Genomic DNA, 24,052 nt, shown 5'->3' with positions numbered 1-24,052 from the left:
TTTTACTCTGTGTTCTCTGTGCCTCTGTGGTTAAACAACCTTTTACTGCTTCAGCAGCCAGATATCCGAGATCCGGGAGTTTTGCCGCCAGTTGAGGTGGGATTCCTCCGGTTCGTCGAACGTGACGCTGATATGCCCGTCCTGCGTGGCCGACAGGGGTACAATCCATTCTTTAACCGCATCGGCCTCCTTGCTGTAGTGCAGTGGACTCAACCGCTTTCCATCGACCCGTAACAAAGCATCGCCAAATCCGACAACCCGAATAATGTACTCCGCCGTAGGGTCCAGGTTATCATAATCCAGGGCCGGACTTCGCTGGAACGTTTGCGATGAAAGCCGGGTCCGACTGAAACCGTCTTTCCACCAGGCAATGTCCGTGGCATCGTCGGAGATGGTTTTCACGCGGGGGCCTTTGCTTACGCTCGACACATCGTCGTAATAACTGCCCTTGCCGGGCGTTTCCCAGGTACCGATTTCCCGTAGACGTCTCAGTTTGTCTTCCTTTGTTTTCAGTGTCCGGACTTTATCGAACTCATCAGTCAGCCACCAGCGATTGTTGAGCGGATAATCGACGAAATCAAGCAGGCAACCCCGTTCATAACCCTTCGCTTTATACTTAGGCACGCTGGTTTGTAAGCCAATTGAAGCAAATAGATCGGCACATAACGACACAATTTTGGCTTTCAACTCAGGCGAAGCAGGCTCTGTATCCGCTTTGTTCACAAGGGCAAGCGCCTGGCTCATCGCGTTATCGGGATCAGCATCGGTCATCTGTGCTAGTATCTTGTCCGCTTTTACCTCCAGTTCCTGTTCATACAGTAACCGCCTGCGGGTGTAGTTATCGTAATAAGCCCGGAGAAGGAGGAGTTGCCAACGCCAGTTGGTGGCTAAGGCGGGATTCGTTGTTTCCATCGTTTTCCAGAATGAAAACGTAGCGTCGACGCCCCCATTTTGCGCCAGTGGTCCCTGCCAGTTTTGTTCGAGAGCCTCAATACCGCTGGCCGCGGATTCGGTCAATGGTAAGCCAAAGAAAAAGCGGCTGTAGTCGGTCAGGATCTGATGAACGTTCATATCCGGGTCCCAACCGCGCATACTCCACACTACTTTGTTGATGTCATCATGGCAACCATCGGAATAGGACACAAAGCCATCCGTAAAGGGTGCCGCAGCCGCCTGAGCCCGCGCGTAAAAATAAGGGCGTGGATTTGATGCCTCCCGCCCTAAGGTCAGCGCAAACGCCTGATCCCAGCGTTCAACGGGAAATTCGCAGCGAACGGTATGCGTAATATCTGGGTACTGCCGAAGCTGGTATTGTTTGGGCAGACGATAGCGGGTTTCAGCGAGTGGCGGACTTCCCGGCCCGTAGACAAGCCCTGCTAACCAATCGGGCTTATTCTGTGCCAGGTAATCATACACATAATTGATCTGCTCCACATTGAACCCCTGCAACGACAGCCAGACGTTGGCCTTCGGATGGTACTTCACCAGTCGATCGTGCAGCTCTTTTAAAAAAGGCATTACCTCTCTGGGGTGATTATCGCCGGGATCGCCACCGGGCAAAAAAACATGATCGAGCCGGGGGCATGCCTTATAAAAAGTCTCGTGCAGCGTAAGTTCGGCTTCCCGTTTCTTCGTATCGGTGAGTTCAAAGGTGGCGGGTGTCCAAACCCAATAATCCAGATCGTACGCTTTGCAGATTTCGCTCATTTTGACCCGCATTTCCGAAGCGGGTATCTTAAAATGAGGGCTGGGTTTTTCGTCCTCGTGAAACGGGATTCCTTCTACAGCGTTGGTTCCAAAAATGGCCAGATCGCGAATGTACTGTTCAAATTGGTCCACCGTCCAGGCATCGTACGAGTTAGCCGTGGTCCGGTAGCCCAACTGATGTCCCCGAATGGGATAAGCGGGTGCCGTGGCCAGATCGACCGGGTTGGGAAGTTCCAGTAGTTTTCGGTCCATTTTCAGGTTTCTCAACAGCCACCCGGTGCCAAACAGAATACCCCGGCTATCGGCACCAATAATCCAGAGCGTATTGCCTGTGGTATTGGTTTCACTCACCACCCGGAATCCTTCTGGCTTACCTTCTGGCCGATCATTCGACGTATTAACCGGGATGGTAACGCCCTGAACGTCTTTATCGCCCACAAGAACCAGTGCGATCCGTGTTGAGCCAGCCTTTGGCCAAGTCGACGCTGTTTTCAGGGAAACGCCCGTTCGTTTTTCAATCTCTTCGCGCAGCATCCGGGGAGCCGTTTCCCGCATAGGCAACGGAACAGAGGGCGAAACCAGAACAACGGCCTGTTTCAGGTTAATTGGTTGAGCAGTGAGTTGACTACCACTTATTGCCAAAAACAGGGTAAGGCCACTGATTACCAATCTTACAGAACGATTCAAAGTCATAGATTAAAAAAGAGGAAGGTATTGTTAAGAATTGCGATTGGGGCGTACCCACGGGCTTCAGCCCGTGTATGGATTGGATTGATACACGGGCTGATTGATTTGTATTAAATAAGCGCCTAAATAAAACTTGTCCTTTTGAGGCTTTCAAAACCCCCAACCCCCTGAAGGGGGCTTTTTTTCCCAGTGAACTAAGCCCCCTTCAGGGGGTTGGGGGTTTTGAAGGCTAGCAAAACGGCGGTTAATTTCTTCAAATCAATAAGCCCGTGGGTACGTCGGTACAGCCCAAAACAGCGTCATTAAGCGAATCTATTTCCTGGCATTCTGAATTTTCCGAATCGCCTGAGCAAACGACTCCATATCGGAGCGAGTACCCAGCATGGCCTGTTGAAAAATCCACACGGCTTCCTCAGCACACGCCAGCTCCGCTTCCGGGCAGTTTACCTGCGTATAATCCACCGATTCTGGGATGGCGTAACACATAAAGTTCTTTTGCTGAAACACCGGTTGCTTATACAACGGATGCGGATACCCCGCTGAACAGGGCACCCCTTCTGCCGACAACATGGCCACAAATTCCTGCTTCGCAATCTGCCCAAATTTGGTTCGATCGTATTTGACAATATAGAGGTGATAACAGTGCCGGATAGCAACCTCTCCCCGACTCAAGGGTGTAATACCGTCAATATCGGCCAGCAGGCTATCCAGGTAAAGACCGTTCTCGTTCCGCGTGATCGTTTGCTCATCCAGTCGTTTTAATTGTTCGGAGAGCAGAACCGCCTGGAGTTGCGTGATGCGGTAGTTGCAGCCAGGGTTGAAATGATCGTACCATTGTCCGCTGGGCAACCGGCCTACATTTCGCAGAGAATTCATGGTTTCGTACAGGGCATCATCATTGGTAATGACAATGCCACCTTCGCCACTCGTCAGGTTTTTGGACGATTGAAAACTAAAGCTCCCGGCATCACCAATAGAGCCAAGTTTCCGGCCTTTGTATTCGGCCCCGTGGGCGTGAGCGGCATCTTCAATCACACGCAAATTATGCCGTTGCGCAATGTCCAGAATGGCGTCCATATCGCAGGGCAAGCCAGCAAAATGAACGGGAATAATGGCTTTTGTTCTGCTTGTAATAGCAGCCTCAATATGGGTAGGGTCGAGGTTATAGGTCTGCGGATCAATGTCGACGAAGACCGGAACGCAGTTAATTTCCAGTACGACCGAAGCCGTTGCAATGAAGGTATAGGGCGGCACGATGACCTCATCGCCAGGCCGTAACCCACAGGCAATCAGTGCCAACCGAAGCGATACGGACCCATTCACACAGGTTACGGCATATTTACTGCCGCAATAAGACGCGAAAGCCTGCTCAAAGTGAGCTACTTCATCGGCACAATCAGGGTTTCCCCATTGTCCGCTTCGCACGATGCTGGCCACGGCCTGAACTTCCGTTTCGTCGTAGATGGGCCAGGGGAAGGTCGTATTCACTGACTTCGGCCCACCGTGTATTGCCAATTGCCCTAGTTGCTTACCAATCATATCCTGGTAGAATCACCGCCAGAACTGCCCATGAGGGAAGTTCTGGCAGCAAATTCGTTTAACTCGGATATAATACGCTACAGGATCTATTTCAGGCTATCAGGCAGGTGAAAATTTACGTGATTAACTAGCGGTGCTTTTTAGTGACCAACCTGCCTATTGTCTATTCTGTACGTAAGGTCTTTATCGGATTCATCAGAGCGGCCTTCATACTCTGGAAACCGACGGTCAGCAAGGCAACCATGAACGTGATGAGCATTGCCAGAATAAACATACCGGCACCGAGTTCAATCCGATACACAAAATTAGTAAGCCACTTGTTCATGACCCACCACGCCAATGGAGCTGCCAGCACAAACGCAACCAACAGCAGACGAGAAAACTCTTTCCCAAACAACCAAAGGATACCAAACGTACTCGCACCCAATACCTTGCGTACACCAATTTCTTTCTTTTTCTGATCTGCCATGAACGACACCAGCCCGTACAGACCCAGGCAACCCACAAAAATTGCGATACCGGCAAACGCCTGAATGAGCCGCAGAAGCATAGTATCCAACTTATAGAGCCGCTCAATGTCCTCATCCATAAACCGATACGTAAAAATGGAAGACGGATACAGGGCCGTCCAGGCTTTTTCAAGTCCGGCCAGGGTTGGCCCCAGATTAGCCGGATTTATGGTTACCCCGCAACTGTTGTAAGTCTCACCCCAGGTTGTCAGGCAGAGGGGTTCAATAGCTACACGAAACGACTTATAGTGGAAATCCTTCATCACGCCGACTATGGTTCCTGATCGACCATTGATTGTAGCAGCTTTGCCGATCACTTCCTGTAGCGAAGCTAATCCAAGGGCTTTTACGGCCGTTTCGTTGAGCAGGTATTCCCTAATCGTATCCGATGGATTCAGGTTACGACCAGCCAGAATAGGAATGTTGAATGTCGGGGCATACTGATGATCCCCAGCTTTAATAGAAATATTGAATTTTTCGTTTTCCGGGCGAGAATCGAAGCGAAATGAGGTGCTTGCCAAGAATTCAGTTGCGGGAGGGGTATCGAAAAACGTCACATTTTCAACGCCGGATAGTTCAGAAAGCTGTGCCGCCAACGTGCTGATTTTGGACTTTTTATTGTCGGGAACGGGCAGAATAACCATTGCGTCTTTCCGAAAACCCAGATCAGCCTGTTGGGAATAACGCAACTGGCTGGTTATAATCAGTGTGCCAATGATAAGCAGTTGTGAGATGGCAAACTGGGTGACCACCAACCCTTTTCGCAGGGAGAAACCACCTGTCGACTGTTGAGAAAGCTTCCCTTTCAGCGCCAGTACAGGCTGAAAACGAGCCAGAATCAAACCGGGATAAGCACCTGAACAGAAAATTACGATCAGCAGCAGGCCGAATAAAAAGATAAGTAGATACGTATCCGTCAATAAATTGAGCATCAGCTTTATGCCAAACCATTGATTAACAAACGGTAAGGCCAGGTATGCCAACCCCGAAGCGATAATCAGAGATAATCCGGCGATAAGCGCCGTTTCGGTAATAAATTGCCAGAAAAGCGTTCCCTGCTGGCTGCCCAGTGCTTTTCGAACCCCAATTTCCTTGGCGCGCCCAAGCGCCTGAGCCGTTGCCAGATTAATAAAGTTGACACAGGCCGTGACAACCAGAAAAAAACCGATCAGAGCAAATGTCCAGAGATTTTTTTTCTCAGTGTATCCCCGCAGGTTAGGATTAAAATGAACATCGGCGATCGGCTGTAATTTAAATCGAAAATGCTTCGCATTCTCTTTATCGTAGTATTTATCAACAATTGCTGGAAGAATTTTCGAATCGACCACAGCCGCTGATACATCCGGTTTGAGCCGGATAAAACATTGCATCTCTTTATTGAAACCTAGCCACCAGTCTTTTTCGACCATCCAGGGACTGTGGTTCTGCAAATTGCTGAAGGGTAGATAGATCTCTGAATGAAAGTCTGTGGTAGCCGGTAGGTTTCGGAGAATACCGGTTATCTTAACAACCAGCGACTCATCAATGTGCAATAGCTGACCGATGGGATTTTCATTGCCAAAATATTTTTTAGCGATTCGGTCTGTAATAAGGGCTGTATTATGATCCTGCAAAGCAGATTTCGGGTTGCCCTCTAGCAGGGGAAAATTGAAAATGTCAAAAAAATCCGGATCGGCAAACGCAATATCTTCTTCAAACTTTTTCTGGGGCGCTACGGCAACCACCCGTTTCGTTAGAAAGGCAATACGGCCAACTTTTTCAGCGACATTGTACCCACTTCGGAAGGCTTCTCCCATCGGATTGGGAACGCCCGTGCTATAGGTCACTTTTTCTGTATGAAGCTCTGTGTAAATGCGGTAGATGCGGTTTTGATCAGCATGAAACGTATCAAAGCTCAGATGGTATTTAACCAGCGTAAAGATCAGAATGGCGCAGGCCATGCCCAGGCTTAGGCTCACCACATTGATCACCGTATAGGATTTGTGTCGATTAAGTTTTCTCCAGGCAATTTTAACATAATTACTAAGCATGGCCATTGGGTTTGGTGGTGAATAAACGGTTGTCGTGTATCGATTGACATATTGAGCTTGTTTGCGCCAAAGGCGGGGATGTAACAGCAGCAGCATTTCCAGCCCATACAGCAGCTGGGCCTGAGTAGAGCCGTATCGTTGAACCCGCTTTTGAAATAATTCATACAGATCCCCCAAAATTTCATCCCGGATATGAGGAGCTGTAAGCCGTTCCAATAGCCGCTCAGCCCAGCGAGGGGGCGCTGGCTGGCTGCCCTGATGGTTTTTATTGTTTCGATTCATGTCAGATGGTCAAAAGCGGTTTTCGGAATCTCTTCCCATAATTCATTACGAATTCGTCGCGCTTCCCGTAAGGCTTGTTCACCCGCCAGGGTTATGGTAAACAGGCGTTTGGCCCGTCCACCCCGTTCAGCAATAGGTTCGCTAAAGCGAGAATGAACCAGCCCTTTTTCTTCTAACCGCTGCATGGTTCGATGAACAACGCCTAAGCTCATGGGGCGCTCCAAACGCTTGCTTAATGCCTCTACAACAGCCACGCCGTAGGCATCATCGTACAGCAGCGTGATTGTCAGTAAAACGATCTCTTCAAACTCGCCTAGTTGGGTGCCCTTCATCAGTTGGAATTACTCTTGCGGGGTAGGTATATCTTTTCCTTTTGCATAGCAAATCAAAGGCCAATAAAGCTTGTAGGCCCCCAAAGCCGTAAAATGCCCTTTTTTCACTTTCTATTGAATTACTATAGTCCGAAAACGGACGATAGGACGTCCAGATCTGGACGTCCTATCGGTACTTATTCTGATTACCTACCCTAATCCTTTACCCCTCCGCTGGTGTCACGGTAATAACAATCGACTTCGAGGTGGGAGTATTACTTTTATCGGCTTTTGAGTCAATCGGTATCAATACGTTCGTTTCGGGGAAGTAAGCTGCTGTACAGCCAAGCGGAATGTTGTACGGAATCACGATAAACCGATGAGCCGTTCGGTTCTGACCGTCGTATTGACTATGCAAATCCACCACTTGTTTTTCCCGTAATCCCCGATTGGCAATGTCGTCGGGGTTCATGAATACCACGCGCCGTTCGTTATAAATGCCCCGATAGCGATCATCATTGCCATAGAGCGTGGTGTTGAACTGATCGTGACTCCGAACGGTCATGAGCAACAACTCGCCGGGCTGTAAGTTATGGTGCGTTGGTGTGTTGATCGTGAAATGCGCTTTGCCATCCTTCGTTTTAAACTCCCGAACACGCGGGCCGTTGGGAATGTAAAAGCCGCCGGGTATCCGAACCTTTTCGTTATAGTTATCGAAACCAGGCACCACCTGTTCAATCAGGTCACGGATACGGTCATAGTTAGCTACAAGCTGGTCCCAGTCCATGTAGTACCGACCGGGACGGTCGGCCGAGTAGTCGGACTTGTTACGGCCGACCGGGACGGTCGGTGCTACAAGCGTAGCCTTCGCTAACTCACCAATAATGGCCACTTCACTTTTCAAATACGCAGACGAAGGCTCAACGACTCCGTGGGATTGTGCCACTACGCCCGTTGTACTCTCGCAGCTAACAAACTGCTCACCAGTTGCCTGTCTATCATGGTCAGTACGACCCAGGCAGGGAAGAATGAGCGCCGTTTCGCCGTGAATGAGGTGACTCCGGTTGAGCTTTGTGGAAACATGCACCGTTAGTTTACACCTTTTCAGGGCATCTGCCGTGTAATTCGTATCGGAGACGGCCATCGCGAAATTGCCGCCCAGTCCAAAGAACACGCTCGCTTTGCCCTCGTGCATCGCTTTCACAGCGGCAACCGTATCATAGCCATTTTCGCGGGGTGGTTCAAACTTGAACACACGCTTGAGAGCATCCAGAAACTCAGGTTTGGGCTTTTCCCAAATGCCCATCGTACGGTCGCCCTGCACATTGCTGTGGCCACGTATTGGGCTGGCCCCTCCCCCTTCAATGCCAATGCTACCTTTCAGCAAGAGCAGATTAATCACTTCATTAATTGTCTGAACCGCATTTTTGTGTTGGGTCAGACCCATTGCCCAGCAAATGATCAATTTGGGTGTATGCTTGAACAAATCGACCGCTTCCTGAATCTGCGCGATGGTCTGTCCGCATTGAGCGGCTAAATCGCTTAGTTCAAACTGATCGAGACTTTTCACGAACGCATCGTAACCGGCGGTGTATTTCCTGATAAAGTCCTGGTCCAGCACTTTTCCCGGACTTTTTTTCTCTTCGGCCAATAACAGCTTACACATCGCCTTTAGCAAGGCAAGGTCGGAGTTGATGGGAATCTGCAAAAACAAATCCGTGAGTTTCTGTCCACCCAACACCACATCCCGAACGCTCTGCGGATATTTAAACGACAGCAAGCCTGCTTCGTGTAAGGGATTTACGGCAATGATTTTAGCCCCATTTCGCTTGGCCTGTTCCAGTGGCGTAAGCATTCGGGGTGCGTTGGTGCCGGGATTCTGGCCCATAATCATGATCACGTCGGCCTTTTCGTAATCATCGTATTTGACCGATGCCTTCCCCAGCCCCAGTGAATCGGCCAGGGCAACGCTGGTTGATTCGTGGCACATGTTCGAGCAGTCGGGCATGTTGTTCGTGCCGAACATCCGAACGAACAACTGGTACAGAAAAGCTGCTTCGTTGCTGGTTCGGCCTGAGGTATAAAAAATGGCTTCATCAGGGGAATCAAGTGCTTTTAGCTGGCTGGCAATGAGCTGAATAGCATCCGCCCATTCAATTGGTTCGTAATGAGTAGCGCCGGGTTTTAAGATCATCGGCTGCGTCAGCCGTCCTTGTTGTCCAAGCCACAAGTCCCCTTTCTGAAGCAACTCGGCTACCGAATAGCGTTGAAACAGTACGGGCGAGGCCGAGTGTTTGGTCATAATTTCGTCTGCGACGGCCTTGGCCCCGCTTTCGCAATATTCACCCAGTTTAGACCGATGGTCGTCAGGGTCAGGCCAGGCGCAGGATGGGCAATCGAATCCATCTTTCTGGTTCAGATCGGCCAGCACCTTTAACCCACGAATCAGGCCCGTGCCACTACCAATGTGCTCCAGCGACTTCAGGATGGCTTCGACACCAGCGGCTTCGGTATAAGGCTTACCTATTGTAAGGTCGCCGGTTAATTCTTCGGGGGGCGTGTTCTGATCCATACTCTGGCTAAAACAATCTAAAATTTAGTTCTTAGGCAACTAATCCACTTTCTACTGAATGTTGACGGGCTTCGGCACTGTGCGCAAAGTAGCAATAAGGAACACCCATGGCTTCAATACGACTCAAAATTTCCCGGGTTTTTAGCTGATTTTTATGATGAACCTGCCGAATATAGACACAACGAATCCGGGATGGAAAGTGCTCAACTACCGATGCATAAATAGTGGGGTCTTCCTGCGTATCGTCGCCCAGCAGAATAAAATTCTGGTTTGGATACGCTTCCAGAATCCGGACAATCCGCATAAACTTCGTCATATGCTTCCCCTGCCCTGTTTTCAACAACTCCGAGAATTGCTTTAACGGGCTCAGCAGATACACGCCTTCAGGCAGGCCGTTTTTCTTCGAGAACTCCAGAATATAGTCGTACAGGTTCCATTCACTACTCGACACGTAGAAAAACGGATTTGTTGCCTCATCCTGGGTGTTCGCTTTGGCCAGCAACTGATAATGCGATACCACCCCCTCAAAGGGTTGGCGAGTATGCGCATTCCGGGTGATCAATACGGTTAACCGTTTCATGAGTACGGCTGAGTGCGATACCAGAAACGTATCATCAATGTCGGAAATACAGGCAAACGAGCTTGCATGAGGTACTAAAACGTCTCCCTCTCCATCGGCTAGTATGGTTTCGGGCATGCCTGCCGGGGATATACACTGCGCCTGAACTACATGCCAGCCAGGCGGCAACGCTTGTGTCAGGGGCACCTCAACCCGAAAATAGCCATCCAGATCCGTTTTAGTCTCTCTGGTCTGCCCACCTGCATAAACCCGAACCCGAACCTGTGAATAGGGCCGAACCAAAAACAATCGAATTAAACCCAGCAAATTCACCCAGATACTGGTCCGGTATTTTTTTCGGGGCAACGCACTCTGCTTAAAAACAGTCCCATGAACAGTTAACATGGTTTGATTCCCGAAACCCCGGTATACCTTCACCAGGGGCTGGTCGGTCAGATGCAGCCATGTTAAGAAATAATGTTTTATTCCACCCTTCAGGCTTTTTTTTTGTTTATGCCTAAAAGGCAACTGCACTGTTTCCATGATTAAGTCGGTACTCGTCTTTAAAGCACGCTTGTCATTAATTGTCATTACGCGACATTGATAGTCATTTATCGCTAAGGAACTAACTACCAACCCTTTATAACAAATGACTACAGAATGGTAAGGAATGGCAACCAATGACTATCTATTGATAACTTTTAAATCGCATATAAGTTGACCTTTTTATTCGCAATTAATCCCGTCTCGGGCGGGACAGATAAAACCGTTTGGGAAGAAGCCATCACTACCTATTTCGATAACTCACCCCATACCATCCACAAATTTCACCTCGATGGTAAAACCGACAACGAAACGATCCGTCAGCAAATCGAGCAGCACAAGCCCGACTGCGTAGTAGCTGCCGGGGGCGATGGCACCATTAAAATCGTAGCCGAGCACCTGCTCGACACGCCTATCTTACTGGGTATCCTGCCTGTAGGCTCAGCCAACGGAATGGCCCGCGAGCTGGGTATTCCCGTTGATGTGCAGGGTAGTCTGGATACCTTAGTCAATGGCATATCAAAAAAAGTCGATGTAATTGACATTAACGGTGGAGAGAGTTGTTTACACTTAGGCGATATTGGCTTGAATGCCCGTTTGGTTCGGTACTACGAAAAAAACAATCTACGAGGTAAATTTGGCTACTTACAGGGTGTCATTAAGGTATTGCAAAAACGGCGACTTCTCCGGGTATCCATTACTGCGGGCGATGAGTGCATACACCGGGTGGCCTTTATGGTGGTACTGGCCAATGCCCGCATGTATGGCACCGGTGCCGTTATCAACCCTGATGGTGATCTGGGAGACGGAAAATTTGAAGTAGTTATTTTCCGGCGCTTATCGATCTGGGAGATTCTGAAACTATTCTGGCGGTTCCAGCCCTTCGACCCGAAGAAAATTGAGATTATTTCGACTACATCGGTCAGTATTGAAACGAAGCGAAAAGCCTATTTCCAGGTGGATGGCGAATACCGGGGCCAGGTTACTACATTAAAAGCTGATATTCGGCCCGGAGCGCTGAGGATACGAGTGCCTAATCATGTAACTCATTAGGATTGTTGAGCATAGTCTCAGACTACGCCTAACGTAACAGGATACAAGTACCAGTTTAAACCGTTTGCAGTACCCGAATCCGGCCCGGCTCACTGTAGAGGTTAAATCGTTCGTTCCGCACAAAACCGGCCAGCGTGATTTGGGCTTCCTGCGCCATTTGTACGGCCAGGCTCGACGGGGCACCCACAGCGGCCAGAATCGGTACACCCGCCATCCAGCTTTTCTGGACGAGTTCAACGCCAATCCGACCACTCAGAAAAATACCGTACTGACTGAGTGGCAACCAATTTTGCCAGAAGGCAGCTCCAATGAGTTTATCCAGTGCATTGTGTCGGCCAATGTCCTCACGAACCAATAGTAGCTTTCCATCGGCATCAAACAAGGCGGCTGCATGAATACCACCTGTGTAGGCAAAGGCCAGCTGGGTTTCCCGAACGCGCTCCGACAACGAATGGAGTACAGACGAGGTCACTACAACATCCGACGCAACTGGGCCGGGCGTAAGTACACTGACAGCCTCAATCGTCGCTTTGCCGCACAACCCGCAACTCGATGAGGTAAAGGTGTTCCGTTCCAGTCGTGCCCAGTCAACGAGTATGTCAGGATGAAGTTCAACCCGCAGCACGTTGCCTTCTTTATGAGCGTCCTGTACACAATGTCGGCATGAAACAATATCGGAAGGTTGGTGAATAATACCTTCCGTGAACAGAAACCCCATGGCCAGTTCTTCATCGTTACCCGGCGTCCGCATGGTAACCGATACGGGTTTCTGCTGGCGATTACTCATTGGACCAAACCCGAGTCGAATTTCGAGAGGTTCCTCAACGGCCAGCAGATCAGGGGCTTCGGTCAGGCTTTCGCCAGCTACTTTTTGAATGGTTGTGGGGGCAACGAGCGGCATATAACAACTAGTTTCAGGGAGAACACGGAGTAGAAGCATAAAGTTATTTACACACGGAAACCGCTCATTAGCAACATTCACTTACTAGTCTTACTTCGCCACTCCACCAACTATAGGTGTTTCAACCCAAAGAAATGCGGTTTCGTCCTACTTATCCAGAGCACTCGTTTCATTTTCTGCCAATTTTGACTTGCTAACTCGCCTAATCTCTTGTCCCAGGTAACCGTTTTTCCATTATGACTAAGCCATCAACATCGTTCACCATTCTTGGAGGGGGTATCGTAGGATTGACAACGGCGCTGGCTCTACAAAAAATTGGCATTCGTGCCAGCGTTTTTGAAGCTGCTCCAGTTAGTAAACCACTGGGTGCCGGACTGGCTTTAGCAGCCAATGCGATCAAAGCCTTTCAGCGACTAGGTATTGCTGATGAGGTGGTTCAGGCAGGGCGGCTTCTCGATGCGTTTACCATTTATGACCAGCATGGACGCGTTGTTACCCGCACAGATAGTCGGGTAATCAGTCAGAAATATGGTCTCGACAATTTTAGTATTCACCGGGCCGCCCTGCATCAGGTGCTTCTGCATCAACTCGATAACGGAGTTGTGCACATGGGTAAGCGCGGTATACAGATAAACCAGCAACCGGATAAAGTTATTATTCAATTCGATGATGACACTACGCATGAAGCTGACTACTTACTGGTGGCCGATGGCATCCACTCGCCCATCCGTCAGCAACTGATGCCCGACTCCAAAGCACGGTATGCAGGCTATACCTGCTGGCGAGCGGTGGTTGATGCCACAGGGCTGAATTTGTCGGAAGCATCGGAAACCTGGGGCACAGCTGGGCGCGTTGGCGTAGTACCATTGGCTACTAATCAACTGTACTGGTTTGCCACACAGAATGCCCCGGCAAACGATTCCCGAATGCGTGCCCGTACACCCAACGATCTGCTCAGGCAGTTCGACAGCTATCATTCGCCAATCCCGGATGTGATCGCCCGCACACCCGACAACGCATTGATCTGGAATGACATCTGCGACCTTAAACCACTGGCGCGCTATGCCTTCGATAAGGTAGTCTTGTTGGGTGATGCGGCCCACGCCACCACGCCTAATCTGGGTCAGGGGGCCTGTCAGGCTATTGAAGATGCAGTTGTACTGGCAGATGAGCTGGCAAAGGGGGGTACTGTACCAGACGCATTTAAACGGTTTGAACAACGACGGTTAAAACGTACCCACATAATTAGTAAAACCTCCCGACGAATTGGTACGGTAGCACAGGTTGAGAATAAATTCCTTATGATGGTACGAAATGGTCTGTTTCGACTCTTACCCGCCAAACTGAATGAGCGACAGCTGGAAATGTTATACCAGGTAGACTTTTGAGGGACATACCTACCGATTACCCTATAATCGTTCCCGAAAATGTCGTAATTTTCGTCTATGAACGTTCCTCTCTCTGCGCTTTCGTTCGACGCACTTAACGACCGCTGGGTACGCCTGATTGGTATTCCGGTGGCCGTATTGCCGTTTGTACTGCTTACGATTGCGGCTTATGGGTACGATGAACAGCTAGTTGCTCTCACAGTCGTATGGGGACTCATTTCTACCACGTTTCTCTGGCACTTGCTACTCTGGTGGGTGATAAAGGTGCGGCAGCAATATCCAGGCCGACCAAATACCCGTAAACGAATCTGGAAAACATTCGGAGGCTACTCCCTCTTCACGGTATTTGACCAACTCGTCGAAACCTGGACGATGTATCAGCTCGACCCGAGTGGTCGTATCCCGAAACCTATTTTTCCCGACGATTATCTGCTCCCGGTGGCCATGGCGTTATTTTTTGTGGTAGTCGTTGGCAGTTATTACGAGGGCTCTTACAATTTGCGGCAGTACAGATTAGCTGTGGAGCAAGCCGAAGCAGTCAAGAAAAATCGGTTACTGAATGAGTTAGCCCAGTTGAAAAATCAGGTAAATCCGCACTTTCTGTTTAACAGTCTGAACTCATTATCGGCTCTGATTAGCGAAGACCGTCGTAGGGCTGGTGCATTTCTGGACGAGCTGGCGAGTGTATACCGCTACATGCTTCAGGCGGGCCAGCGCTCATTGGTATCATTAACCGATGAGCTAGCATTTCTGGATGCGTATCGGTATTTACTCAATGAGCGTTATGGGGCCGCTCTACGCTGGCATATTGAGACAAACCCAGCCGCATCTGATCTGCTATTACCGCCATTAACCTTACAAATACTGGTCGATAATGCCATTCGCTATAACAGTTTATCCACGAATAATCCGCTAACCATTACAGTTCGTTATTTAGCAGGCAACCGACTTGAGGTGAGTAACCTGCTCCAGCGAAAATTAGTGCAGGTGGCAACACCATCAGGAGGGCTGGGCCAGCTAGCGGCCCAGTTTTCGGCCCTGGGCTTACCCTCCTTGTACATCTTCGACAACGACCAACTATTCAGTGTTACACTACCACTGACGACGCAGCATTCGATCGAACTTAACCTCTTAGCCAGCTGACCACCCGTGAACCTGAACATTTTCACTCAACAGGACACCCGTATCGCGCTGTATATTCTACCCGTTTATTTCGGTTTACTCAATTATGCCCTGTTTGGTTTTGCTTATTTCGAGGATATCAATGTATTCTTGCCCGCTACCATCAGTATCATCATTTTCTGGACACCCGCCTACTTCCTGCATGCGGTTCCTGCCCTCTGGCTTCGAAAACGATTTCCGCATATCCGACAAACGGCCCTGCGCTTATGCCTTGCCTGGAGTATTCACGTCGTTATGTCCTCGACCATGATTCTTGGCTTTTTCTATGGCTATGCCTGGGTACACTTTCCAGGCTACGTATTCAATGAAACTCACCTTCAATGGACGCTCATTATCAGTGCTATAGGCAACCTACTTGTCAATATAGTTCATGAAAGCATTTATACCTTCGAACAATGGGATGCCGCTCTTCGGGAAGCAGATCAACTTCAGCAGGCTAACTTACGGAGCCAGCTTGATGGTCTCAAAGGGCAAATCAGTCCACATTTCCTGTTCAATGCGCTTAACTCGCTTTCTTCGCTGATTGAAGAAGACCCGGATCAGGCCCAGAAATTCATTGATGAAATGAGTAGTGTTTATCGGTACCTGTTACGAGCCAACGAAACTGAACTGGCAACGCTGGATCAGGAACTGAGATTTACCCGATCGTATTTCCACTTATTACGAACCCGCCATGGCGAACACCTTCAACTAGAGGAAGTTATCAGTGAGCACTATTACACCTATCAACTCCCCCCGTTGACGCTGCAACTATTGCTGGAAAATGCCGTAAAGCACAATGTTATTTTACCTGAGCAGCCGCTGCATATCCGTATCGAAACCCGCGACGATGGCAGGCTGGTGGTGCAGAATAACCTGCAACGCAAAGCGGTTCATGCGGTATCGAATCAGGTAGGGTTGAGTAACATTATCAATAAGTATCGGTTGCTGGGCGTGGGCGATGTAGATGTGGTGGACGAAGCACCTTATTTTACAGTAACCTTACCACTAATCAGTTCGGAGAAATTGGTAAGCGCTGCCGCCTGATACCCATATGGATTCTGTAGAATCAACCTTAGTGAGGAACTCAAGTGAATGATGCTTTTCCTGACCGTTCAGAAAAAAACACCCTACAGTTCAGGAGTAGTTTATGCAAATTCACCCCCTGATTTTGCGGTTTCATTCAAAAGACTGCTGGCAGACAAGCCTAGTAATGGCTACATTTAATAGACTATAAAAGCGAGACTTGATAAACGCGTTTGATTATGAATGTACTGATCGTTGAAGATGAAGAATTAGCGGTCCGCAAGCTGACAAAATTGTTGCAGGATGTTGACCCTACGCTACAGATCGTTGGCACAACGGCCAGCGTACGGGCATCGGTGGCCTGGCTCCAGGATAACCCCGCTCCTGATCTGATTTTGATGGATATTGAACTGGCCGATGGGCAGAGTTTTGAGATATTTGAACAGACAGCCGTCGAGTCGCCCATAATTTTCACGACCTCCTACGATGAGTATGCGCTGAAGGCATTCAAGGTCAACAGCATCGACTACCTGCTCAAACCCATCAAACGGCAGGAACTGGAAGCTAGTTTAGCTAAACAACGACGGTTAGTTACGCAACCAGCGGTAGAGCCAATGGGAACGGCTACGATCAACGCCCTGGTTCAGCAGCTTCGCCAGCAGATCCAACCCACCGAGTATCGGAAACGCTTTTTAGTCAAACACCTGTCTCAGTGGCTACCCATCGACGTAGCCGACATTGCTTATTTCTATTCCGAAGACGGTGTAAGTCTCTTCCGTACCCGTGCCAACCAGAAGTTTTCGGTCGATTATACGCTCGATGAATTGGAAGCGATGCTGGAACCCACTCAGTTTTTCCGCGCGAACCGGCAGTTTGTTGTCGAGATCAGCTCCGTTCAGCAGGTTCATTCGTACTTTAACAACAAACTCAAACTAACCCTCCGCCCTACCCCCGACGACGAAGTGCTGGTAAGCCGCGAACGGGCCATGGAGTTTAAGAAATGGATGGGGAAATGAGTACTTAAAAACTAAGCGTTGCTGATGCTTTTAGGGCAAACGAATTAAGCGGAATGCCATTTGGGCCATCATCCAGGTAATTCAACCGGTGGATGGCCTGAATCCGAATGAGTTTAAAGATGTTATCGATTCCGTAACCAACTTCCATATACGGTTTAGCACCGTCGAGAGCACCAAAATAAATGGGTCTTACGCCATCTGGCAACGGTTTAACACTCGCCACTGCCTGGTTCTCCTTTGACAAACTACCCCAGAGTGCATCAAAATTGGCAATCAATCGCCAGTTCAGTTTTCGGATACCTGGTATACGGTTAAATAGCAATCCTTCAAACCGGTGCTGTACGTGAACGGCCACAAACCGATCACTCACGAATTCATAGAACTGCATCCGGTTAAAGGTATTAGTCGTCAGCAATGGAGTTGGGTTACCAATGTGCGGAAACAGCATCGGAGCGGGCATAACAGAAGGCGTATACCCTGCCGACAGCAAATAGGTCATCCGGCCAAGTGCCCCTAGCCGCAGGGACTGCTGCGCCCGTAGTGTAATCCGGTGGTAGTCGTATTCACCTCCGAGTGCTTTCAAACCGCGTGTGTAGCGAATCGTAAGAACAGGTGCCCGTTTGGTGCCCAGTGTGATCCGCTCGTTACCATCCATGATGTATTTTTCTTTGCGGGCAAGGCGCGCTTCAATTGACCAGTAGGCATCGTCAATATCGGACCGCAAAGGTGACTGTTCACCCAACCCAGGATCCAGCCTATAATGAAATGGGAAAAGTGGGTTGAATGTCCGACTACCCAACATAGCCGTTAGTAAAATCCCTTTGACAGGCTCGGTTTTGAAGAAAACTTCTTTCTGATAGCTCTGATAGCCACCCCGATACCGTCCAAAGCGACTCAGGGCGTAGAAAATCCGATTACCTCCAATCAACTCAGGCGTTAGTCCTAAACGCTCCAGGTCATTCGCAATGCGAACACCCGCCACAGTCCAGTGCTGCCGTGAGAATAGATAATCGACTTCGCCACCGTATTTGAATTCATGATCCAATGTACCGTAGGCTAAATAGCCTCGTAGTACCCAATTACGACTGAATTGCTCATTGGTTCGAAACCCGATTCGGGTCCGCAGGCCTTCAACACTATTTACGGCGAACAGATAGGGATAGGGTCCCAGATCAAATCCTCCAAGTTTATAAAAACCGGTGATGGCCACCTGCCCCACAGCCTCAGCCATCTTCACCGCTGGTACGGCCCGCAGTTTGTCGATTATCTGGCGCGTCTTCTGGTCTTCTTTACTCAACGAATCCGATCCCGCAAGATTCCGTTGCACGGAATGCCAGTAGGCATCATTGCTGGTAGCCACCGTATCGCTGGGTTCAATGGGCTGTTCATAAAAGCCTGTTGGCCGGGGTCGGTTCACAATGATATTGCTGTTGCGAAGGCTCACCTGAGCTCGTAACCCCAATGATTGTTTTCCCACCCCTGTCAGGCTAGCCGACAGCTTAATACTTACCGGCAACCAGCCCGCCGTACCCGAAGCGCCCGCTGTGGAGTCGGTGGTGGATTCCAGTTCCTGCTCAATGGTCAGGGCACGCACATAGTTCAGGTTGGCCCCTTGACCAATTTTGGTTTCGATCTGGCAAAGGGCAAATGTAGTTGTGTCGATCCAGGCTTTCCCGATAAACGCCAGATCTTCCTTTCGTTTGGGGTCAAACTGAATTTCGTAGCAGATATGGTCGCCAATCTGAGTGGTATCGGCCAGAAAAAACTCGTACCAGTTTTTCCAGTTATCCCCAATGGGTGAGGCAAAATCCTTACCCAGAATGGGAATGTAATTGTCGTAGAAATTCTGGCTCACTAAGTTCGTTCCGCCCAGCAACTGCGAACTAAGCCCGGCGTCATCGACGGCTACCCCTTTAATTCGTGTTTTTCGGATATCTTCCCGTTTTCGTTCGGGACCAGTTCTATAATAATAGCGCGACACGGACTCAGAGGCCAGTAACGGTAATAAGCGATGCCCTTCATCATCAACGATCGAATCCTGTTTACTCATAGCTTCGTTGATCCGCTTGATGAGCGGATTACGTCGCATTCGTTCCGTTACATGACTTAAGGCAATGTCGGTTTTAACGTAGCTATCATATTCATAAGCGGCCAGTCGCTTGCGATCATTGATGGAGCGATTTTTCCGTACCTGCCGAAGCACGCGCCAGGCCGGGTTTTCGCCCGCCCGTACGGTCACCTCCTGCAAAGCCGTACCGGCGGGCATAAGTTTAAAATCAACCGCCTGCGACGGGCGTTCGGGATCAATAGCCTGCCGTAGGGCTTTATACCCCATGGAACTCACGGCTAATGAGTCTGACAGGATTTTAACTTTCAGTGTATAGCGACCCTTCTCATCGGTAAGCGTACCGCTCCGGCGGCCAAGCAGGGCAACGCTGGCAAACGGTATGGGTTCCCCGGTATGAGCATCCGTTACCAGTCCGGTAACCGTATACTCAGTCTGCGCTTGTACTGTATTACAGAAAATGCTTAGGGCAAAAAAGAAAACGAATAGTCGTTGCAGACGTCTCATAGAATTAGTTACGGTCTGCTAAATTACAAAAAACTTGCCAATCCCTATTTCTACAAGTTGCATGAAATGGTCTAATTAAGCCCTTAATTATTAAAATATTATCATTAACTGTTTCCTTCAGATTACTAGCTATATATACTCAAACATAAAGAATACAAACTGAGTATTTCCATCAGGCTAAACAGAGCGTCAATTTAACAAGAGTTTTGGATCAACCCACTAACCAGATACGGTCAGCGTCGGCTCCCTGTTCGGTCCACTCAACTAACACTTGCTGCGATTCAAGTGTGTTAACACGCTTGCCGGTATAATCGGGTTTTATGGGTAAGTCCCGATTATATCGACGGTCAACCAGCACCAGGAGTTCAACTTTCCTCGGTCGTCCAAAGGCAGTCATGGCATCGAGTGCCGCCCGAACCATCCGGCCGGTGGCCAGCACATCATCAATCAGAATGACTCGTTTATTTTCAATGATAAATGGAACATGGGTTGTATTGGGACGCAGCGGGGTATCGCGTCGGCGGAAATCATCGCGGTAGAAAGTAGCGTCTAAATACCCCAGCGGCACCGTTTGACCTAGCGCCCGGTTCAGTTCGCGGGCAACCCGCTCGGCAAAATAAATGCCACGGGGCTGCATGCCCAGAAGAACGGTATCGGCAAAATCCTGGTACGTTTCTATTAATTGCTGGGCCAACCGGCTAATTACTATTTCGAGTAGCGGGCTAGACAGAATCAGGCGTTGTTGGTTCATGAAGTAAAAATAGTCAGGAAGTCGTAATAGTCGGTAGTCGTTACTTAATTGTGCAGCGAAGGCAAGTTTCTTTTATCGACAGGATTACAGGATGAACAGGATTTCTCTGCTGACAAAATCCTGTTCATCCTGTAATCCTGTCAAAAATATACCTATTCCTTAATTCTACCTACCTTAGCAGTGCGATTGATCTGTTTGTGTACTGCACAAACCATGGCTATGAACCGAAGCTTTACACTTGGATTTTTACTGGTATTCGGGCTTGTTTTTTTCAAAAGCATAGCACAACCAGCTATTGGTGGCTTCTGGCTCGGCGTAACGTACCCCTCTGACCCCAAGCAGATTATCTATAATTATGCGCTCCAAATCAATCAAGCTACTTTTACATTAAGTGGTACAGCTCAAACATCGAATCCGTCGGTGCCGTTTGGCGGAGTTGCTTATATAAAAGGAGATATCTCGGGCTCAACAGTAACGTTTAGCGAGTCAGACAAAAATGGCAGCACAGCCGTTAAAAATATTTGTTTCTGGCGAGGCACTGTAACCTACAACCCTATTGACGAAAGTCTGATTGGTACCTACGAGAACATTGTGAATGGCACGACCTGTACTGATGTAGCGGGTGGCAAGGTGGAGCTGTATCGAATTGTGCTAAAATCCAGGCATACTACCTGCAAAGGCATCCCCATCAATTTAGTGGTTACGGGTAAAAACATTCGTTGGTATTCATCGGCTTCGGGAACAAATCTACTGGCAACAGGGAATAGCTATACGCCCAAAGTATCGCAGACCACAACATTTTATATTACCCAGACACTCTACCAAAACGAAAGTCCGCCCGTCCCTATCACGGTTGAGGTTATCGAACCTACCATCAAAGCAACGTCTACCAATTCAGGCTGCGACAAAACGAACGGATCGATAGAAGTGGTCGCTTCGGGCTCAACGGGCTGGCAGTATAGCCTGAACGGGGGCGCATTTCAGTCAACTCCGTTGTTCACCAGCCTTAATCCCGGTTCCTATACGGTGGTTGCCAAAGATTCTGCGGGTTGTCAGGCAGCACAACCCGTTACGATTACGGCCGATACCGCTCCAACTATTACCAGCCTAAAAAGTACACCCCCTCACTGCGAAACGGCCAATGGGGAAGTAAGTGTGGTGGCTTCGGGTGGCAAAGCTCCTCTGATTTACTCCATCGACTATGGAGTTTCATTTCAGGCAAGTCCGCTATTTACGAAGGTGGCAGGAGGAACCTATACCTTTCGGGTACGCGATGCGAACGGTTGTGAAGTGAATCGAGCACTAAGTGTACCGGCTTTCAAGCCGATGGTTATTTTGACTACTACTACTATATCCACGACCTGTGGGCAAGCCAATGGCGAGGTAACGCTGAGCACATCGGGAGGTACAAAACCGATCCAATACAGTATCGATAACCAGACATTCCAGCCCGGCACCAATTTTAGCGGCTTAAAAGCCGGTACGTATTTACTTACAGTCCGGGACAGTGCGGGCTGTACAGTCAGTCAGTCGGTTAGCGTGGCTGCCAGTACAGGGCCGCAACCAGTGGATGTGCGGATAACCGGTGCAGCCTGTGGCCAGCAGAATGGGACTCTGCTTATTAGCTCAACACGGACGACAGAACTGGATGAGTACTCGCTGGATGGGAACCTATTTCAGCGTACAACCGCATTTTCAGGCCTGAGTGGCGGGGCTTATACGCTGACGATCCGTGATAATCAGGGTTGCGCAATTTCCCAACCAGTTCTTGTTTCGCTCGACTGTGCCAACCTCGTTCACCTACCCACGGCATTTTCTCCCAATCAGGACAACCACAACGATGCGCTCACGCTGTACTTCACGTTTCCATCGCTAACCATTTCCCGGTTTACGGTTTATGATCGCTGGGGCGCAGTGATTTATAATCGTGCTAATTTTGTGCTATTAAGTGGTGAACCACTTTGGGATGGCCAACTGAATGGCCAGGCTGCCCCGGTTGGTGTCTATATCTACCGACTGGACTGCCAGTTTCCCGATGGCACCCAAACAACCTATCGCGAGTCAGTAGCCTTACTGAATTGACTAGTTATGAAATTTTTGATTGTTGGACTGGGCAACATTGGCCCTGAGTATGCACTTACCCGTCATAATGCTGGCTTTATGGTTCTCGACCGGCTGGCCGCACAACATGGCTTTACTTTCTCAATGACTCGCCTGGCCTATACCGCCAAATGGCAGTATAAAGGCAAACAGTTGTTTTTCATAAAGCCAACCACCTATATGAACCTCAGCGGTAAGGCTGTGCTGTATTACATGAAGCAGGAGAACATTCCTGTCGAAAACATCCTGGTTATCACCGACGATAAAGATTTACCGTTTGGTAAGCTTCGCCTGAAGCCCAAAGGGTCGCCAGGTGGACATAACGGTTTGAAAAGCATCGATGACGTGTTGAACACCCAGGAATACGCCCGGCTTCGGGTTGGAATTGGCAATAATTTCTCGAAAGGTAGGCAGGTTGATTTCGTATTAGGGGAGTTTCCGGAAGATGAAATGATCCAGTTACCAGACTATTTGGACCGGGCTGGTAATGCCGCACTCAGTTTTTGTACTATGGGCATACAGAATGCTATGAATAATTACAACCAATGATATAACTTTTTAAAGAATTTTATAATTTTACGAAGACATATTTTATAGATATCAATGACCCGCAAACCAATATATGATTTGGTTTTTAAGGTAAAAATAAGCTATCAATCAAAAAAAAGGCATAAATTCAGCATTATATTCGGAATAATATTCTGCAAAGGCCCTATATGGGCCTTTGCAGTTTAGGAATTTCTATAGACATTTGTGCGTTCAGTAATCAAAACCAAATAGAACAAATCAATGAAAACGCGTGTTATCTTTGCATCAGTAATTCTTGGATTAGGGTTAGTGATTTCACAGGCAAACGCGGCTACCACCACCAACACTGATGATAGCCCGGCAGCCAACAAGCCGGCAAGTACTATGCTTGTCAATGGTTCGCAGAAGCTTTTTGCTTCGTATATCGAACAAAACGTTGCCAAGTTTGTAAATACTACCAACTGGCAAAACTTTATGAGCGTTGTCTCGTTGTACAACCAAAACCCGGCCGCTGTGCTGACTCTCAGTGCTACCGACCGTGCAAAATTCAACGAAGCTGCGGCTCAGCTAACTAATAAACTGGCCAAGCACAAAGATGCAAACGCCAATCGCTGGATGAACCAGGCTGACCATACAACCCGGATGATTAATTTTATCTGGAATGCCAATCAACCAACCAGCGAAATGCCTGAAATTCAGTAATTTGGAATAAATGCCGAATTAGTCAGGTATTTGGAACAGAAAAGAGTAAAAGTTAGTTTTTCATGTAGAAAAGGTTAAGGGTTTAGGAATAGTCAGTATAGGGTTCTCTGCAATG

Annotated in this window: 17 protein-coding genes; 8 read left to right on the top strand and 9 right to left on the bottom strand. The window is 48.8% G+C overall.

Annotated features, from left to right (window positions below; genetic code table 11):
* Nucleotides 1–42: 42 nt before the first annotated feature.
* The 6 genes from EXU85_RS08200 to EXU85_RS08175 all read right to left on the bottom strand — a co-directional run bounded on the left by EXU85_RS08200 (nucleotide 43) and on the right by EXU85_RS08175 (nucleotide 10,739).
* Entirely contained in the window at nucleotides 43–2,400 is a 2,358-nt protein-coding gene (locus tag EXU85_RS08200) for a hypothetical protein (protein WP_142771620.1), read from the bottom strand.
* A 306-nt stretch (nucleotides 2,401–2,706) separates the two neighbouring features.
* Nucleotides 2,707–3,933, bottom strand: a complete 1,227-nt coding sequence (locus EXU85_RS08195; protein WP_142771619.1) for a DegT/DnrJ/EryC1/StrS aminotransferase family protein — start codon at nucleotides 3,931–3,933, stop codon at nucleotides 2,707–2,709.
* A gap of 163 nt (nucleotides 3,934–4,096) precedes the next feature.
* Nucleotides 4,097–6,754, bottom strand: a complete 2,658-nt coding sequence (locus tag EXU85_RS08190) for an ABC transporter permease (RefSeq protein WP_246859459.1) — start codon at nucleotides 6,752–6,754, stop codon at nucleotides 4,097–4,099.
* Nucleotides 6,751–7,086: a PadR family transcriptional regulator gene (locus EXU85_RS08185; protein WP_142771618.1), complete on the bottom strand. Its 336-nt coding sequence runs from the start codon at nucleotides 7,084–7,086 to the stop codon at nucleotides 6,751–6,753. Before EXU85_RS08185 ends, EXU85_RS08190 begins: the two co-directional genes overlap by 4 nt.
* Before the next feature lie 202 nt (nucleotides 7,087–7,288).
* Nucleotides 7,289–9,637 (bottom strand): FdhF/YdeP family oxidoreductase, encoded by a 2,349-nt coding sequence (locus tag EXU85_RS08180; protein ID WP_142771617.1) that lies wholly within the window; start codon nucleotides 9,635–9,637, stop codon nucleotides 7,289–7,291.
* 31 nt (nucleotides 9,638–9,668) lie between these two features.
* The gene (locus EXU85_RS08175) at nucleotides 9,669–10,739 is read right to left on the bottom strand and encodes an App1 family protein (protein WP_142771616.1); all 1,071 of its coding nucleotides are present in this window, start codon (nucleotides 10,737–10,739) and stop codon (nucleotides 9,669–9,671) included.
* A gap of 174 nt (nucleotides 10,740–10,913) precedes the next feature.
* Here EXU85_RS08175 and EXU85_RS08170 point away from each other — a divergent pair, with 174 nt between their 5' ends.
* Nucleotides 10,914–11,792, top strand: coding sequence for a diacylglycerol kinase family protein (locus EXU85_RS08170; protein WP_142771615.1), 879 nt, complete (start codon nucleotides 10,914–10,916; stop codon nucleotides 11,790–11,792).
* 55 nt (nucleotides 11,793–11,847) lie between these two features.
* On the opposite strand, the gene fdhD is transcribed toward EXU85_RS08170, so the two are convergent.
* Nucleotides 11,848–12,693, bottom strand: coding sequence for a formate dehydrogenase accessory sulfurtransferase FdhD (fdhD, locus tag EXU85_RS08165; RefSeq protein ID WP_142771614.1), 846 nt, complete (start codon nucleotides 12,691–12,693; stop codon nucleotides 11,848–11,850).
* Nucleotides 12,694–12,929: 236 nt separating this feature from the next.
* Here fdhD and EXU85_RS08160 point away from each other — a divergent pair, with 236 nt between their 5' ends.
* From EXU85_RS08160 to EXU85_RS08145, 4 genes are all read left to right on the top strand, one after another.
* Complete coding sequence (locus tag EXU85_RS08160; RefSeq protein ID WP_142771613.1) at nucleotides 12,930–14,081, top strand: FAD-dependent monooxygenase; 1,152 nt, start codon at nucleotides 12,930–12,932, stop codon at nucleotides 14,079–14,081.
* A 57-nt stretch (nucleotides 14,082–14,138) separates the two neighbouring features.
* Nucleotides 14,139–15,224 carry a sensor histidine kinase gene (locus EXU85_RS08155; RefSeq protein ID WP_142771612.1) on the top strand — a complete coding sequence of 362 codons (1,086 nt, stop codon included), beginning with the start codon at nucleotides 14,139–14,141 and terminating at the stop codon, nucleotides 15,222–15,224.
* Between the two features lie 6 nt (nucleotides 15,225–15,230).
* A complete protein-coding gene (locus tag EXU85_RS08150; protein ID WP_142771611.1) occupies nucleotides 15,231–16,289 on the top strand; it encodes a sensor histidine kinase in 1,059 nt (352 codons plus the stop codon).
* 218 nt (nucleotides 16,290–16,507) lie between these two features.
* Complete coding sequence (locus EXU85_RS08145) at nucleotides 16,508–17,284, top strand: LytTR family DNA-binding domain-containing protein (RefSeq protein WP_142771610.1); 777 nt, start codon at nucleotides 16,508–16,510, stop codon at nucleotides 17,282–17,284.
* Between the two features lie 4 nt (nucleotides 17,285–17,288).
* Here EXU85_RS08145 and EXU85_RS08140 read toward each other — a convergent pair whose 3' ends face one another.
* On the bottom strand, nucleotides 17,289–19,856 hold the full coding sequence (locus tag EXU85_RS08140) for a DUF5686 and carboxypeptidase-like regulatory domain-containing protein (protein WP_142771609.1): 2,568 nt from the start codon (nucleotides 19,854–19,856) through the stop codon (nucleotides 17,289–17,291).
* A gap of 211 nt (nucleotides 19,857–20,067) precedes the next feature.
* Nucleotides 20,068–20,607, bottom strand: coding sequence for a bifunctional pyr operon transcriptional regulator/uracil phosphoribosyltransferase PyrR (gene pyrR, locus EXU85_RS08135; RefSeq protein ID WP_142771608.1), 540 nt, complete (start codon nucleotides 20,605–20,607; stop codon nucleotides 20,068–20,070).
* Nucleotides 20,608–20,826: 219 nt separating this feature from the next.
* On the opposite strand from pyrR, the gene EXU85_RS08130 reads away from it, so the two are divergent.
* The 3 genes from EXU85_RS08130 (at nucleotide 20,827) to EXU85_RS08120 (ending at nucleotide 23,937) form a co-directional block, all read left to right on the top strand.
* The gene (locus tag EXU85_RS08130) at nucleotides 20,827–22,689 is read left to right on the top strand and encodes a gliding motility-associated C-terminal domain-containing protein (RefSeq protein ID WP_142771607.1); all 1,863 of its coding nucleotides are present in this window, start codon (nucleotides 20,827–20,829) and stop codon (nucleotides 22,687–22,689) included.
* A 6-nt stretch (nucleotides 22,690–22,695) separates the two neighbouring features.
* Nucleotides 22,696–23,256: an aminoacyl-tRNA hydrolase gene (gene pth / locus EXU85_RS08125; protein WP_142771606.1), complete on the top strand. Its 561-nt coding sequence runs from the start codon at nucleotides 22,696–22,698 to the stop codon at nucleotides 23,254–23,256.
* Between the two features lie 240 nt (nucleotides 23,257–23,496).
* A complete protein-coding gene (locus tag EXU85_RS08120; protein ID WP_142771605.1) occupies nucleotides 23,497–23,937 on the top strand; it encodes a hypothetical protein in 441 nt (146 codons plus the stop codon).
* Nucleotides 23,938–24,052 lie beyond the last annotated feature (115 nt).

This window comes from Spirosoma sp. KCTC 42546 (genome assembly GCF_006965485.1).
Taxonomy (GTDB): Bacteria; Bacteroidota; Bacteroidia; order Cytophagales; family Spirosomataceae; genus Spirosoma.
The sequence above is the reverse complement of the archived record's forward strand: the minus strand, read 5'-3'. Positions and strand labels throughout refer to the sequence as shown.

Coding starts and splice junctions, on each gene's coding strand:
- EXU85_RS08200 (WP_142771620.1), bottom strand. CDS start 2,400: ATGACTTTGAATCGTTCTGTAAGATTGGTAATCAGTGGCCTTACCCTG.
- EXU85_RS08195 (WP_142771619.1), bottom strand. CDS start 3,933: ATGATTGGTAAGCAACTAGGGCAATTGGCAATACACGGTGGGCCGAAG.
- EXU85_RS08190 (WP_246859459.1), bottom strand. CDS start 6,754: ATGAATCGAAACAATAAAAACCATCAGGGCAGCCAGCCAGCGCCCCCT.
- EXU85_RS08185 (WP_142771618.1), bottom strand. CDS start 7,086: ATGAAGGGCACCCAACTAGGCGAGTTTGAAGAGATCGTTTTACTGACA.
- EXU85_RS08180 (WP_142771617.1), bottom strand. CDS start 9,637: ATGGATCAGAACACGCCCCCCGAAGAATTAACCGGCGACCTTACAATA.
- EXU85_RS08175 (WP_142771616.1), bottom strand. CDS start 10,739: ATGGAAACAGTGCAGTTGCCTTTTAGGCATAAACAAAAAAAAAGCCTG.
- fdhD (WP_142771614.1), bottom strand. CDS start 12,693: ATGCCGCTCGTTGCCCCCACAACCATTCAAAAAGTAGCTGGCGAAAGC.
- EXU85_RS08160 (WP_142771613.1), top strand. CDS start 12,930: ATGACTAAGCCATCAACATCGTTCACCATTCTTGGAGGGGGTATCGTA.
- EXU85_RS08155 (WP_142771612.1), top strand. CDS start 14,139: ATGAACGTTCCTCTCTCTGCGCTTTCGTTCGACGCACTTAACGACCGC.
- EXU85_RS08145 (WP_142771610.1), top strand. CDS start 16,508: ATGAATGTACTGATCGTTGAAGATGAAGAATTAGCGGTCCGCAAGCTG.
- EXU85_RS08140 (WP_142771609.1), bottom strand. CDS start 19,856: ATGAGACGTCTGCAACGACTATTCGTTTTCTTTTTTGCCCTAAGCATT.
- pyrR (WP_142771608.1), bottom strand. CDS start 20,607: ATGAACCAACAACGCCTGATTCTGTCTAGCCCGCTACTCGAAATAGTA.
- EXU85_RS08130 (WP_142771607.1), top strand. CDS start 20,827: ATGAACCGAAGCTTTACACTTGGATTTTTACTGGTATTCGGGCTTGTT.
- pth (WP_142771606.1), top strand. CDS start 22,696: ATGAAATTTTTGATTGTTGGACTGGGCAACATTGGCCCTGAGTATGCA.
- EXU85_RS08120 (WP_142771605.1), top strand. CDS start 23,497: ATGAAAACGCGTGTTATCTTTGCATCAGTAATTCTTGGATTAGGGTTA.